Origin of the sequence: Pontibacter sp. E15-1 (assembly GCF_022601975.1) — a bacterium.
Classification (GTDB): Bacteria; Bacteroidota; Bacteroidia; order Cytophagales; family Hymenobacteraceae; genus Pontibacter.
The window spans coordinates 68,448-83,015 of the sequence record NZ_JAKVIR010000003.1 but is presented as its reverse complement, the minus strand read 5'-3'; the positions used below and the strand labels follow the sequence as shown (position 1 = coordinate 83,015).

General features: G+C 52.5%; 13 protein-coding genes. 11 read left to right on the top strand and 2 right to left on the bottom strand.

Annotated elements, in window-relative coordinates:
- Nucleotides 1-243: 243 nt before the first annotated feature.
- From MKJ04_RS02990 to MKJ04_RS02980, 3 genes are read left to right on the top strand one after another with little or no spacing between them, the layout of a single operon-like run.
- Nucleotides 244-627, top strand: coding sequence for a diacylglycerol kinase family protein (locus MKJ04_RS02990; protein ID WP_241639236.1), 384 nt, complete (start codon nucleotides 244-246; stop codon nucleotides 625-627).
- Between the two features lie 56 nt (nucleotides 628-683).
- Nucleotides 684-1,079 carry a DUF6970 domain-containing protein gene (locus tag MKJ04_RS02985; RefSeq protein WP_241639234.1) on the top strand — a complete coding sequence of 132 codons (396 nt, stop codon included), beginning with the start codon at nucleotides 684-686 and terminating at the stop codon, nucleotides 1,077-1,079.
- A 2-nt stretch (nucleotides 1,080-1,081) separates the two neighbouring features.
- The gene (locus tag MKJ04_RS02980) at nucleotides 1,082-1,558 is read left to right on the top strand and encodes a DinB family protein (RefSeq protein WP_241639233.1); all 477 of its coding nucleotides are present in this window, start codon (nucleotides 1,082-1,084) and stop codon (nucleotides 1,556-1,558) included.
- A 131-nt stretch (nucleotides 1,559-1,689) separates the two neighbouring features.
- On the opposite strand, the gene MKJ04_RS02975 is transcribed toward MKJ04_RS02980, so the two are convergent.
- On the bottom strand, nucleotides 1,690-4,713 hold the full coding sequence (locus MKJ04_RS02975) for an AsmA-like C-terminal region-containing protein (RefSeq protein WP_241639231.1): 3,024 nt from the start codon (nucleotides 4,711-4,713) through the stop codon (nucleotides 1,690-1,692).
- Between the two features lie 163 nt (nucleotides 4,714-4,876).
- On the opposite strand from MKJ04_RS02975, the gene MKJ04_RS02970 reads away from it, so the two are divergent.
- From MKJ04_RS02970 to MKJ04_RS02955, 4 genes are all read left to right on the top strand, one after another.
- Nucleotides 4,877-5,869 carry a PorP/SprF family type IX secretion system membrane protein gene (locus MKJ04_RS02970; protein WP_241639227.1) on the top strand — a complete coding sequence of 331 codons (993 nt, stop codon included), beginning with the start codon at nucleotides 4,877-4,879 and terminating at the stop codon, nucleotides 5,867-5,869.
- 64 nt (nucleotides 5,870-5,933) lie between these two features.
- Nucleotides 5,934-7,169 carry a gliding motility lipoprotein GldJ gene (gene gldJ, locus MKJ04_RS02965; RefSeq protein ID WP_241639224.1) on the top strand — a complete coding sequence of 412 codons (1,236 nt, stop codon included), beginning with the start codon at nucleotides 5,934-5,936 and terminating at the stop codon, nucleotides 7,167-7,169.
- Nucleotides 7,170-7,247: 78 nt separating this feature from the next.
- Nucleotides 7,248-7,721 carry a DUF4265 domain-containing protein gene (locus MKJ04_RS02960; RefSeq protein ID WP_241639222.1) on the top strand — a complete coding sequence of 158 codons (474 nt, stop codon included), beginning with the start codon at nucleotides 7,248-7,250 and terminating at the stop codon, nucleotides 7,719-7,721.
- Nucleotides 7,722-7,743: 22 nt separating this feature from the next.
- Nucleotides 7,744-8,664: a class I SAM-dependent methyltransferase gene (locus MKJ04_RS02955; RefSeq protein WP_241639221.1), complete on the top strand. Its 921-nt coding sequence runs from the start codon at nucleotides 7,744-7,746 to the stop codon at nucleotides 8,662-8,664.
- Nucleotides 8,665-8,682: 18 nt separating this feature from the next.
- On the opposite strand, the gene MKJ04_RS02950 is transcribed toward MKJ04_RS02955, so the two are convergent.
- Nucleotides 8,683-9,369 (bottom strand): ComF family protein, encoded by a 687-nt coding sequence (locus MKJ04_RS02950; RefSeq protein ID WP_241639220.1) that lies wholly within the window; start codon nucleotides 9,367-9,369, stop codon nucleotides 8,683-8,685.
- 91 nt (nucleotides 9,370-9,460) lie between these two features.
- Here MKJ04_RS02950 and MKJ04_RS02945 point away from each other — a divergent pair, with 91 nt between their 5' ends.
- From MKJ04_RS02945 to MKJ04_RS02930, 4 genes are all read left to right on the top strand, one after another.
- Entirely contained in the window at nucleotides 9,461-9,814 is a 354-nt protein-coding gene (locus MKJ04_RS02945) for a carboxymuconolactone decarboxylase family protein (protein ID WP_241639218.1), read from the top strand.
- A 77-nt stretch (nucleotides 9,815-9,891) separates the two neighbouring features.
- On the top strand, nucleotides 9,892-10,239 hold the full coding sequence (locus MKJ04_RS02940; RefSeq protein ID WP_241639216.1) for a hypothetical protein: 348 nt from the start codon (nucleotides 9,892-9,894) through the stop codon (nucleotides 10,237-10,239).
- A 102-nt stretch (nucleotides 10,240-10,341) separates the two neighbouring features.
- Nucleotides 10,342-11,175 carry an exodeoxyribonuclease III gene (locus MKJ04_RS02935; RefSeq protein WP_241639214.1) on the top strand — a complete coding sequence of 278 codons (834 nt, stop codon included), beginning with the start codon at nucleotides 10,342-10,344 and terminating at the stop codon, nucleotides 11,173-11,175.
- Between the two features lie 74 nt (nucleotides 11,176-11,249).
- Complete coding sequence (locus MKJ04_RS02930; protein WP_241639212.1) at nucleotides 11,250-14,558, top strand: DUF4175 family protein; 3,309 nt, start codon at nucleotides 11,250-11,252, stop codon at nucleotides 14,556-14,558.
- The last annotated feature ends 10 nt before the right edge of the window (nucleotides 14,559-14,568 follow it).

Genomic DNA, 14,568 nt, shown 5'->3' with positions numbered 1-14,568 from the left:
AAAAGGCCGCTATCCCAGGCGTGGAGCCGAATGCCAGCTATAAAACGTGGCGGCTGCCATACCAGTAGATGCTATCTGCTACAAGGTTTTGCTCAAATCGCCTGCGGATACTTATCGCACTCACGTTTATATGGTTTTTTGAACATGGCTTATACCGGTATACCTGCGCTCCATTACCTGCACTTTATACATCATACTGAGCGACATAGATTTCCACCGTTCGCCCTGCCCATACCTGTCATTATGGCCCAACCATCTTTCTTCAGTTCCCGCTACAACAGCTTCAAGTTTGCCTTCAAAGGGATCGCAGCCGTTTTCCGCAGCGAACAGAACATGCATCTGCACATTATCGCCAGCGTGTTGGTGACAGGCATGGGGTACTGGTTCGACGTGACGCGCCTGGAATGGTGCATGCTGGCATTGTGCATCGGGCTGGTATGGATGGCGGAGATCTTCAACACGTCCATCGAAACGCTCACAAACCTGGTGTCGCCGGAGCACCACGTGCTGGCAGGCAAAACGAAAGACCTGGCGGCGGGGGCCGTGCTGATGGCGGCCATCACCGCCGCGGTGATTGGCCTGATAATTTTTGTGCCTTATTGGGCATCCTTCGTAAACAGTTTGTAAGCAAAGTTTATATATAAGTAGTCGTTTAGTATCTTTGCCAGCTAAACATAAACAAAATGGCAAAACCTGGTGGCACGATTCTTACCCTGGCGCTGCTGGTAACCCTGTGGTTGCCTGCCTACAAGCCGGGCACCTCGCCGATGATCTCGGAAGCTGCCACGGCCAACGCGCAGGGTGCTCCGTGGCTCAACCAGTTGATCCAGGAGCTGCAGGAGGCCGAAACCGCCAATCCACCCGCTAAGATTTACCGCTATACCTACAATGGCCAGGAGATATACTACCTGACCGGCCGCTGCTGCGACATACCCAGCAAGGTGTACGACATGTATGGCAAGATACTCTGCGAGCCGGATGGGGGTATAACCGGCAGGGGAGACGGCCGCTGCCCCGACTTTGCCGAGAAAAGAACAGACGAAACTTTAATTTGGGAAGATAAACGAGAACAAAAGTAACCATGACTGGAAACGACGTACTGAAAAACCTATCGGAATACAATATCTGGGCAAACCAAACCATGCTGGATGTGTTCAGCAGCTTGCCAGAGGTGCCGGACAACGCCGCCCGCCTCTTCAGCCACGCGCTCAACGCGCAGGCTATCTGGATAGCCCGCATCACAGGCACCGAAAGCCCTGTGAAGGTATGGCAGGAGCATAACCTGGAGGAGCTGAAGGCACTGCACAAGAGCACATCCTACAGAATAGCCGAGCTGGCGCAGAATGCCGACGAGGCAGAGTTTATCCGCCTGATCGACTACAGCAACAGCCTCGGAAACCAATACAGCACCCGCGTGCTCGACATCCTGACGCATGCCTTTAACCATGCCACCTACCACCGCGCGCAGACGGCCACCGACCTGCGCAAAAACGGCCATACCCCCCCAAACACCGACTACGTGACGTATGTGCGCGAGCTGATGGGGCAAGTATACTAGGACGTTAGATTTTAGAGGTAAGACAATATCGACTTACTAAAAAGAAGAGGAGCCTTTCTAATCGAAAGGCTCCTCTTCTTTTTGCACTGGGTTTTAGATGCCAGCATCCTTGTGTTATACTACCGTTCGTATCAGTTCCCGGTTTTGGCTGTGTCAGCTGGTGTGGGCGCGGGCTTGGTGAGCTGTTTCAGGAAACCGCCCACTTTGTCGGTGGCCTGCTTCTTTAGCTGCTGCTCGGCGTCCAGGCGCTTTTTATCCAACGCTTCGCGGGCCTTTTGCTCAGCCTCCAGCTTTCGGCGGTTCAGCTCATTCTGCACACTGTCCTGCAATTGCTGCTTGCGCTGCTCTACCTTCAGCTTCGCCTCGTCCAGCTTGTTCTGCACCACGCTCTGCACCACATCGGCAGCCTGCTCTTTCACGGAGCCCCCCACCAGCGCCACTTTCGGGTCAGACACGGTACCCCCGATGTTCAGGTTCAGCGTGATCCGCTCGGAAGTAGCCAGGCTCTCATTGCCCAGCAAACCGGCAAGGCGGGAGTTCAGCTCACGGCCCACTTTGCCTGTCGGTACGTTCAGGGCAGTCACGTAGTCAATCTGGCCGTTCACGTTGTTTGCGCCGCCCACTTTCATCTCCACGTTGCCTATCTTCAGGTCGAAGGGTTTGATGACGAGGCTGCCGTCCACAATCTCAGCGTCTATTCTCTTGTTCTCGATCACAAACTTCTTCAGTTCGTCGAGGCGCGTCAGGCTGGTAATCTTGTCTACAATAGGCACATTGCCCACCGCAGCCCGCAGCACATTGATCACACCCGAGCCGTCCAGGGTCTGGAACACGGGAATCATGTCCTGGCCGAGCTCGCCGGCAAAGGCAAAGTTGGTCGAGAACTTACCGTCCAGCAGGGCGGCAATCGGGGCGAGGGTTTTGATGGTGTTGAAGGAGTTGAAGGCCTCTTTAAAGCTCAGGTCCTGAATGTCCAGCTTCATGTCGAAGAGCGGCTGCAGCAGGTTTTGCGTGTTGTAGCTGCCACTAGTGGCAAAGGTGGCACCCAGCGTGTTGAAAGTCACCTTGTTGAGCTTGGCTATCTTGTCTTTCACCTGCACCTGTCCGCTCACGTTGTTCAGCGTCAGGTTATCGTAAAGCACCTGTTTGGCATCGATGTTCAGGGCCATATCCAGGTTGGCGGGCACTTCTACCACACCCGATGAGGCAGCGGCGTCTACCGGAGCCCCTGTGTTTTCGTCCACCATCCACTCGTTCACGTCAAATTTGTTTGAGCTGATGTTGAAAGTGCCGCGCAACGACTGGTTGTCTGCCAGCGCGTAGCCTATATAGTTCGAGAGGCTGCCGCTGGCCTGAATATCGCTTCGGCCCAGGCTTCCGCTCATGTTCTGCAGGTTGATGCGCTCGTTGCTGAAGGTGGCGTTGGCCTTGCTGATTTTCATACCCTGCGGCATATCCTGGCTCACAAAGCTGAGGTTGCTGATGGCCATGGTGCCTTTGGCGGTGATGTTGTTATACTTCTCGGCCTCTATGTCGCTCATCTTGCCTTTGGCAGCCACATCGGCGTTTATACGGCCGGAAAGCGTCGTGTTCTCCAGCGGGAAGATCTTCGTCAGCTTGGTGAGGTCGAGGATGCCTTTGATGCGCCCGTCGAAAACCGGCTTGTCTATACCCTGCACCAACAGGCGGCCTTCCAGCGGTTCGCCATCGAGGGTCATGTTAAACTGCTCGATGTTGATGCGGGTATCGTCGGTGTTGCCGGTGGTGTTGCGGACATTGGTGATCATGTGCAGGCCCTGGATCGGGGCCGGAAAGTCTTTTGATTTGACGTAGCCGTTGGTCAGGTCCATGTCGGCATTTATTACCGGCATGCTGGTCTCGGAGTAGGTTCCCTTGGCGTCGGCGTCTATTTTCAGCAGGCCGCGCAGGGTCATATCTTCCACGGGGAACACTTTGGTCATCTCCGCCAGGTCCACGTTCGCCTTCACGTTGCCATCCACGAGCATGGTCTTGTCCAGGCCCTTGATGGTCATTTTGGCATCTACAGGGTTTTTGCCGAGGTCGAGGTGGAACTTGCGGATGTCCACGTTGGTGTTGGCCAGCTCACCGTTGCGGCTGTCCACGCTCATGTCCACGTTAATGTTGCGGGCGGCCTCAGGCAGGTCAGGGTACTTAAACATGCCGTTCAGCACTTTCAGGTCCACGCCGTAGCCAGGCATCAGGGTATCCAGCATGCGGCCCTTCAGATAGCCTTCAAAGCTTAGTTTTCCGTCGGTCTTGATGTTCTCGAACTGCTCGCTATACATGCCCGGCACCACCGAGAGCACATTGCGGAAGTCTGTTTCGGTGGCGGCAAAGGTCAGGTCCATGTCAATGGCCTCGTCGGGCATCAGGATGCTGCCGGCAAACGTAAACGGAAACTCGTTGAGGCGGATGTTGTTGTCTTTGAAGGTATAAAGCGACTTGTTCAGGTCCATGGCCATGGTCACGTCGCCTTTCAGCTTGGCATTCTGGATGTAGTTCACCCCGTCGTAGGTCATCGTGAAGCGGTCCGCCGTCGTCTCCGACTTCATATCAAACACGTTCTTCTCAAAGTCGCCGCTGCCGCTGTGGTTCACGTTGTAGGCGGCCATCCCGAACGGAATGGTCAGGTCGTCGTAGTAGAGCGTGCCGTTGTTCACCTTCCAGCCTTTGATGGCCATGTTAAAATCGCTGGCGGCAGTGTCAGCCGCTGTTTCGGCGGCCGTGGAGTCGCTGATAAAAATATCCCAGTTGGCTTTGCCGCTCTTGAGCACAATAAGCCGTATCACCGGTTCGTCTAAAGTAATGGAGTTTACCTTCAGCTCGTCGCCCGACACCACGCTCATCAGGTTCAGCCCCATCCGGAAGGAGGGTATGCGGGCAAGCGTGTCGGTGGCAAAGGAGTCTTTGCCGATCACGGAGAGGTTATCGACGCCTAGCGACAGGTTCGGGAAGTCGCGGAAGAGCGAGAGGCTCACGTCGTCTGTTTGGTAGAGCACCTCGGCGTTAATATTCCGGGCGATCTCTTTGTCCAGGGCCAGCTTGATTTTATCTTTGAACAAAACAGGCACCAAGGCCGCCATGATCAGCAGCAGGGCCAGAAAAATAAAGAAGCCGATGGTAACTTTTTTCATAGGAAAGGTCGTCTTTTCGGTGAATGTACTAATATAGAGGCTAAACTATGTTTTTCATAGCCAAAACCGTGCTAAGTTACGGCTTGCGCCTGACTGTAGCCCCCTTTATAATAGCGTAGCGGCAAGCTTTTTTGGTATAGGTATGGGTTTAAAAAGTATTCTGATGGTATGCGTTAGTTGCCTCTGCGCGCTTGCGGCTGCGGGGCAGGACGTGCACCTTACCCAGCAGTATGCAAACCGGCTATACCTCAACCCCGCTTTTGCCGGCATCAACAGCGCGTGGCGCGTGGCGCTTGCGCACCGCAACCAGTGGCCTGCCCTCAACGGCTCCTTCCGTACCAGCCAGCTTACCGCCGACTACAGGCTGCCCGACACCAAAAGCGCCGTGAGCCTGCTCGTGCAGCAGGACCGGGCCGGTATTGGGGGCCTGCAGAAGTGGCAGCTCTCGGGCGGCTATGCCTACCATACCAACCTGACGGAGAATTGGGCCATGTCGGCGGGCTTGCAGGCTTCGGTTGCCTCGCTGCGCGTAAGTTCCGATAACCTCGTGTTTGGCGACCAGCTGTCGGACAACGGCTTGGTGGCGCTCACGTCGGCAGAGGCAAGGAGTTTTGAGCCAGGCTATTACCTAGACTTCACGGTGGGCGGGCTCGCCTATACCAGGCAGTTCTGGGTCGGGCTCACGGCGGCGCACCTGAACAGGCCTGGCTATGGCTTCAACCAGGAAACTGAGTTGCCGCTCCGTTTCACGGCCATCGCCGGATATAAATTTTATGCTAAATCCTATGAAGAGCAGGGGCAGCTTTTTGAGCTGAGCTTCCTGCCAACGGCTACATTTATTCAGCAGCAAAATTTAACCCGCTTAGACATAGGCCTATATACTATCTACACGCCGCTCACGTTAGGATTTATATACAAAGGAGTACCGATGCCCAATGGGACTAATCAGGACAAAACCCTGGCAGTGCTGCTGGGTCTGGAGCTCCAGAATGTGCGGGTTGGCTACAGCCACGATATTGGCTTGCAGGGGTTTAGCGCGGAAGCTGGCGGTGCCAACGAAATTTCACTGATTTTTGAACCCGCTGGCTTCAAAGATTTGTTCCAAAGCCGCAATAACCACAAATTAAACAGAAACATTGTTTGTCCGGCATTCTGATTTTAATTATAATTGCACATTATTTTGCGTTACAAGAACCTTATATTAATTGGGTACTAAACTTATGAAGTTAATTAAGTATTTGTCAGTTGCAGTTATGGGAGGGTTTCTCCTGTCGTCCTGCTCAAAAGGGGGGCAGCCTACCAGCACGGACCCGGGCGGTTACAGCACTGCCACTGGTATCGAGTATGGGGAGGATGAAGAGGCCTTTGATGTTCCTGAGTACGCTGAGTTCCCGCAGGGCCCAGGCCTGGTGTTCATCGAGGGTGGGCGCACAGTGCTCGGCTCTATGGAAGAGGACATCGCCATGACGCGCGACAACATAGAACGCACCGTAACCGTGGCCTCTTTCTATATGGATGAGACTGAGGTGGCGAACATTCACTGGCTGGAGTACCTGCATTACCTCAAGAAGGACTCTTTGCCTGAAGTATACCAGGCTGCCCTGCCAGACACTACTGTTTGGTCGCGCCAGCTGTCGTTCAACGACCCTTACGTAACTTATTACCTGCGTTACCCAGGTTTCCGCTTCTTCCCGGTGGTGGGTGTAAGCTGGCTGCAGGCCAACGATTTCTGCAACTGGCGCACAGCCAAAGTGAACGAGAATTTCGTGAAGCAGGAAACTGATGGCGGTGGCGGTCGTAGAGGCCTTTTCGGTCGTAAAAAGGGCAATGCTGAACCCGTAGAGAGCACGACTCCAGGCATCGAGTCAGGTCTTATCCTGCCAAATTACCGTCTCCCAACAGAGGCGGAGTGGGAATACGCGGCGCAAGCCATGATCGGCACGCAGTATACGGAAGACGAGAACCAGAACAACCGCCGTTTATACCCATGGGACGGACACCAGGTGCGTAACCCGTATGGCAAGCAGATGGGTAAGTTCATGGCCAACTTCAAGCGCGGCCGCGGTGACTATGCCGGTATAGCAGGTTCGTTGAACGACGGAGCCATGATCACGGATTATATTTACAGCTACCCGCCAAACGACTTCGGCCTGTATAACATGGCTGGTAACGTAAACGAGTGGGTGCAGGACATCTACCGCCCGCTTTCTTACCAGGACGTGGAAGACCTTAACCCTTTCCGCCGCGACGGATACCTGGATGAGACGGAGAATTACGACTCAACCGAAGGATTCCACTCTCTGATCAACAACGAGGTGCGTGTATTCAAGGGCGGCTCCTGGAAAGACGTAGCCTATTGGTTGTCTCCGGGCACGCGTCGTTTCATGGCACAGGATTCTTCCACGGCTACCATCGGCTTCCGTTGCGCCATGATCAACGCTGGCTCAAACAAGTAAGCATTCATTCTCTTTGACATATAAAAAGCCCGGAAGCAGTTCCGGGCTTTTTTGCTTTTTAACAAACCCAACACACAAATGAGTGATCAGGAGAAAGCGCATCAGATCATTTTCCGGTTCAACAGCAGCCTCTTCGGGAAAGAAATGACCGAGACGCTGTGGGCCCGAGAAGAAGACGCAGCCCGGCACCTATATAAAATAGACAGCATCCCATACTATGTCCCGCTTGTGGCTACCGGCGACATTGTGCGCGCCACCTTCGATCGGATGGAGGAAGGCCTGCTCTATCAACAGACGGTCACACCGTCGGGTAACTCCACCATACAGGTGATCCGGCAAAATGAGGAGACACCGCTCTTGGATCTGCGCAAGCAGTTTGCCGCGTTGGGGTGCGTGTCGGTTGAGGTGAACGAGGACTTCTTCGTGATGGAAGTGCCCGCGCTTATCGATTACGCCGAGGTAAAAGAAAAACTGGACGAGTTGGAGCAGCAGGAGGAGATTGAGTATGCCGAACCCAGCCTGTCCGACATCCACCGGGAGCAGACGAGCTAGGTAATTAAGAAGTATATTTTATATGGAGAGACTGAAGTACTTCTTTGACGAAATTGAAAACTGCAATTTCTGTGGACGCCCAACTTCTGAAAATAAGATTTTAGGGCAGAGGCTTAATAAGTCACAAGGGTTTGCACCAAAGTCAAAGTGGGGTATAACAACTACTGTTGTAAGATGCACGAATTGCTCTTTAATCTACTCCAACCCACAGCCTGTGCCATTTGATATTCAATCTCATTATGGCATACCTCCCGAAAGCTATTGGAGAGAAGCATACTTTAAGGTTAACCCAAATTACTTTTCTCGGCAAATAGAAACTGCTAAAAAACTGATTGCCTTCCAAAAAGGCATGAAAGCCTTAGACATCGGTGCTGGAATCGGTAAATGTATGATTTCTTTGGAGAGAGCAGGGTTTGACACGTATGGCTTGGAACCATCTGTTTCGTTTAGGAATAAGGCGCTAGATGTGATGGGGATTTCTCCGGACAGGCTTAAAACAGGTATGATTGAGGATTCAGATTACCCTGAAGGAGCATTTCACTTCATTACCTTCGGAGCCGTATTAGAGCACTTGTATAATCCTGCCCAATGCATCGAAAAAGCTTTACGCTGGTTGTCGCCTGATGGTATAATTCAAATTGAAGTACCCTCATCGGATTGGCTTGTCTCTAAAATTCTTAATCTATACTACAGGCTTAAAGGGACTACTTATGTAACGAACTTAAGCCCTATGCACGAACCTTTCCATCTATATGAGTTCGGACTCATATCATTCAAAGAACTTTCCAGGAAACTTGATTTTCAAATTGCTCATCATGAATATGATGTGAGCATCGTATACCATTTACCTAAACCCTTACATCCTTTGCTTAAGTGGTATATGGGAAAAACCAATCAAGGGATGCAGCTGACGGTGTGGCTAAAAAAGACAAAGCTGCCTTAAAACGCCTTGTCGCTAAACTCACGCCGCCGCAATTGCCGCCACACTCACCTCAGTAGCGCCTGCCGCCAGCAAGGCCACGGCGCAAGCCTCCAGAGTGGCGCCTGTTGTCATTACGTCGTCCACGAGCAGCACCCGCTTGCCCTGCACCAACTCCGGATGTGGCACCTGAAACACCTGCTCTACGTTTTCCCAGCGGTCAAGCCTGTTTTTGCGGGTTTGCGTGGCCGTATCGGTAGTGCGATGTAACGCCTTGCCATTATGCGGCAGCTGCATGGTCGCCGCCAACCCCTTCGCAAAACTTTCGGCCTGGTTATAGCCACGGCGGCGCAGCTTGTGTTTATGCAGCGGTACAGGCACCACCAGATCGAACTGCTCCTGATACCTGAAGTCGGAGAGGAGGGAGCCGTAGCGCTGGCCCAGGTGCTCGCCCAGTTCCTGTGCGCCTCTGTATTTCAGTTTGTGTAACAGCCGCTGCACCCGCCCTTTGGGCACGAAATGCAGGTAGGCGAATGCAAACCGCACGGGCACTTTGCCCCAAAACCTGCGCTGCAAAGGGTTTAGCTCGGTTGCCCCATACACATGCGTGTCGGTGTATGGCAGCTTCATACTGCATTTCGTGCAAAGGTAGTGCTCGCCCCGGGCCATGGCGCCGTCGCAGGCGTAACAACTCCTTGGGAACAGTAGCGAAAGCAGATCGTCGAACATAGTGAGGAAGCCGTGGTTTAAGGGATAATACTTAACTTCGCATAATTTATATACCCTTTCTAAATCTTTACGGGCAATAGCAAAAACAACAATGAGCTTAGTAGAAGAATTCAACGACTACCGCACGCGCATGAACGAGCGCATCATGTCTTACGACAATAAAGTAATCAAGCGTTTTTTTAACCTCGATACCAACACCTATGCCGATGGCGCCCTGGACGTAAAAACCAAGGAGATGCTGGGATTGGTGGCCTCCATGGTGCTGCGCTGCGACGACTGCATTAAATACCACGTGGGCAAGTGCTATGATGAGGGTGTTACGGACGATCAGATTATGGAGGTTTTCTCCATCGCCAACCTTGTGGGCGGCTCCATCGTGATCCCGCACTTCAGGAGAGCGGTAGAGTATTGGGAAGAGCTGAAGGAGCGGGGGAGTGCTGAGTAATTAATTGCTGCTTGTTAATTGTTGGCTGAAACTAACACCCAATTAACAAGCAGCAAACATCCATTAACAATCAAACTATGTTCGATTCTGATAACCTAGAACACAACTGGACACAACTGCGCGCCATGCTGATGAAGCAGTTTGGCAAAAAGCCGGACATGAATGCCATCCTGTTCCTCATCGGGATTCAGGAACTGGGGAAGGGGATCCGGGAGTTTACCAAGGAGGAAAAGCAGGACCTGATGCACATCGCCACCTGTAAGGTGTTCAGCATCTCCGGCTACTACGAGCTGACAAGTACCGACGAAGAAGGATGGCCGCATTACCGCGCCGTCAAAACGATTCCGTTTGCCAATTTGCGGGAGCAGGAAAACATGCTCAAATGGCACGTAATCGAGTACTTTAACCGATCAGAAGAATTTTAACAAGGCGCTGGATAACAGAAGTTAGACACTTGACTTTATTTTTCATAAACAAAAAGTATTGTCTAAAATCTAATGTCTGGTGTCTAGCGTCCTTTTTCAATTATGAAAATCATCACCTATAACGTAAACGGCATTCGCGCCGCGCTCACCAAAGGCTTCGGAGACTGGCTGAAAGCCGCCAATCCGGATGTACTGTGCCTGCAGGAAATCAAGGCAGACGCGTCGAAGTTCGATAAAGTCTACTTTGAGGAGCTGGGCTATCATGTATACCTGCACCCAGCCGTGAAGAAAGGCTATAGCGGAGTCGCCATCCTGTCTAAAGAAAAGCCGCTGCACGTGGAAGTTGGTTGCGGTATGGAGTGCTACGACGTGGAGGGCCGCATCCTGCGCGCAGATTACGGGGATGTTTCGGTGATGAGCGTGTACATGCCTTCCGGCTCAAGCGGAGAACACCGCCAGGGGTATAAGTTCAAGTGGCTCGACGACTTTCTGCCCTACATCAATGAACTGAAAAAGGAACTGCCGGCGTTGCTTATTTGCGGCGACTACAACATCTGCCACCAGCCCATTGACATTCATAACCCGAAATCGAACGCGAACAGCTCGGGCTTTTTGCCGGAGGAGCGCACTTGGATGAGCCAGTTTATCGAGAGCGGCTTCATCGACTCGTTCCGGCACCTGAACCCTGAGCCGCACAACTATACCTGGTGGAGTTATCGTGCCGGAGCCCGCAACAAAAATCTTGGTTGGCGTATTGATTATAACATGGCTACTGAGAACCTGAAGCACAGACTAAAGCGCGCCGCCATCTTAACCGAGGCGAAGCATTCCGACCATTGCCCGGTGCTGCTGGAGTTGGCGTTGGGGAGGTATACTAAAGAAAGGGCTGGGGGAGTTTATATAGTAAGGCATTTAATTGCGGCACTTTGTACTTAACAGCAATACTTTACCGGTATTTGGTTAACTTACAACTATAGCTATGATGTGACCAATCATCAAGGAGAATGAACATGAAACACACCGATGCGCTCGATCAGTTGCTGCATCAGTTGCAGGAGTTCAAGCAGAAGTTTTACCTCAACATGCTGTTGCGGGGTAGCATCTTCGCTGTTGGGCTCCTGTTGTCTATTTATATCGTGTACAGTTTGCTCGAGTACATGTTTTACTTTCCGCAGCTGGTGCGCGGTTTCCTGCTTTTCTCGTTTGTGGCGTTTGTGGTGTATGTGTTTGTGCGCTGGATCGCCCTGCCCGTCTCTGCATTGGCCCGGCTCAAGAAGGTGATCTCTGACGAGCAGGCCGCGCTGCGGGTTGGCTCTCACTACCCCGAAATCAGGGATAAGCTCCTCAACGCGATTCAGCTCAGGAACCTCGATCTCACCAATGACCTCATCGCGGCAAGCATTGCGCAGCGCTCGGGCCAGATGGGTGCATACCGTTTCACAGACGCTGTTACGTACCGCGACAATCGGCCTCTCCTGAAGTATGTTGCCTTACCGGCCCTCATCGCCCTGCTCATCGTACTGGTATACCCCTCTATTTTCGTGCAGGGCACCGAGCGAATCGTTCACTACAAAAGGCACTATGAGCCGCTGGCTCCCTTCTCGTTTGTGGTGCAGAATAGCCAGCTGCAGGCTTTTAGGGGCGAGGATTTTGCGCTGGATGTGCGCGTAGAAGGCAAGGCTATACCAAGCGAAGTGTTTATCACGTACAATGGCCGCCGCCAAAAACTGAGCGCCGCTGGCAACGGCGCGTTTACCTATACCTTTAAGCAGCTGCAGAAGCCCGTGGAGTTTCAACTGGAAGGATCCGGCTTTGCCTCCGACGAGTATACCCTGGCTGTGTTGTCGCGCCCCAACCTCAAAGACTTCCGGATGCTGGTGCAGTATCCGGCATACCTCAAGCGAAATCCTGATGAGGTACTGAATACCGGAAACGCCACCATCCCGGAGGGGAGTACCATCACCTGGGATTTCTCGGCAACGGACACCGATCGCATTGTGTTAGACTTTGCCTCGCCCGCAGAGGCGATTCCGGCCACAAAAGCGGAGGGCCGTTTTAGCGCCAGCAGAACATTTGAACAGAGCCAGAATTACAGCATACAGCTCCGCAACAAGTATAGCAGCAACAAAGAGCAAATCAATTACCAGATCACCACCATCCCCGACCGGAACCCACAGATCAGCATAGAGCAGTACCAAGACACGGCCCTTTATACCTACACGGTGCTGGGCGGCGACGTGTCCGATGATTATGGCCTTACCCGCCTGGCTCTGTTTTACCGCATCAACAACGACAAAACACCGCAGGCCAGTTACAAAACCCAGGCTCTGCCCCTGAACAAGCAGCAGCTCAGCCAGACATACTATTACCAATGGAACACCGCCGCGCTGAACATGCAGCCTGGCGATAAACTGGAGTACTTCGTGCAGGTATGGGACAACGATGGCTTGCACGGCCCAAAGGCTGCCCGCACCCGCACCTTCACGATGAAGGTGCCCGACAAGCGCGAGCTGCAGAAGGAACTGGACAATAACTCGCAGTCTGTGGCCAGCCAGATGAGCAAAACCCTTGACAAAGCCACGCAGCTGCAGCAGGAACTCGCACGCTCGGAAGAGAAGATGAAGGCAAAGCGCGACCTGGACTGGCAAGACCGAAAACAGCTGGAAAGCCTGATGGAGAAGAAAAAGCAGTTAGAGCAGGACATCTCTTCCATGAAAGCCCTGTTTGATGAGCTCAACAAGAAGCAGAACATGCTGAGCGAGCAGGACAAGCAGTTGGCTGAGAAAGCGCAGGAACTGCAGAAGCTGATGAACGAGCTACTCGACCCTGAGACCAAGAAGCTGTACGAGGAGCTGGAGAAACTACTGCAACAGCAACAGCCAAACGACACTGAAATGCAAAAGCTCCTCAGCAAGCTCGATAACAAAGAGCGGAACCTGGAGCGTGAGCTGGAGCGGGCCTTAGAGCTCTTTAAGCAGCTGCAGTTCGAGCAAAAGCTTGACAACATTAAGAACAAGCTGGAGGACATGGCCAAAGAACAGCAGCAGCTTGCTGAGAAAACGGATCAGAAGCAGGAGGACAATCAGTTGTTGCAGGAACAGCAAAAGGACCTTCAGGAAGAGTTCAAGGACGTGAAAGAGCAGGTGAAGGAGCTGGAGGATCTGAACGAGAAGATGGAGCATCCTAACTCAATGGATGAGCAGCAGCAAGAAAAAGACGAGCAAAGCATAGAGCAGGACATGCAGCAGAGCCAGCAGCAGCTGCAGAAACAGCAAAACAAGAAAGCCAGCGAGTCGCAGCAGAAGGCAGGGCAGAAGATGCAGCAAATGGCCCAACAAATGGAGCAGATGAGCAGCTCGATGAGTATGGAAAGCATGTCGCAGAACCTGGATGACCTGCGCGACATCCTCGACAACCTGATCAAGCTTTCATTTGATCAGGAAGACCTGATGAAACAGTTTCGCGGCGTGAACCAAAGCGACCCGCGCTTTATCACCCTTTCGGAGCGGCAGCTTAGCCTGCGCGACAATGCCCAGATAATAGAGGACAGTCTCTTTGCCCTGGCCAAGAAAGTGTTTCAGATTGAATCGTTCGTAACACGGGAAGTTGCGGCCATGAACCAGGGTATGGACAACAGCGTGCAGGAGCTCCGCGACCGCAACCCGGGAAAGGCCACCGCGCAGCAGCAACTGGCCATGACCAGCATGAACAACCTCGCTCTTATGCTGAACGACGCGCTCAAACAAATGCAGCAGGCCATGCAGCAGATGGGCAGTATGGCTGGCAAACAGAAGGGAAACAAGCCGCAACCCGGAAACCTTGGGGAACTGCAGCAACAATTGAACAAAAAAATCGATGATTTGAAAAAAGGAGGCAAATCAGGCAAGGCACTTTCTGAAGAATTAGCTAAATTGGCTGCTGAGCAGGAGGCTCTCCGAAACGCACTGAAAGAACTTGAGAAGCAGGGGCAGAAACCCGGAGAAAAAGGCCAAAATGGCAGCATGGGAAATATCAGCAAGATGATGGAACAAAGCGAGACTGATCTCGTTAATAAACGATTGACTGAACAAACCCTGATGCGCCAGCGTGAAATCCTAACCAGACTGCTCGAAGCAGAGAAAGCTGCAAAGGAAAGAGAATTGGACAACAAACGGGAGGCGAAAACAGCCCAGGAAATGGCTAGGAAGGTACCGCCCTCGTTTGATAAGTATATTAAGGCAAAAGATAAACAAACTGAATTGCTCAAAACTATACCGCCTGCACTGTCACCATACTACAAGCGGCAGGTTAATGAGTACTTTCAGAATATCAGTAAATAAACGCACCTAA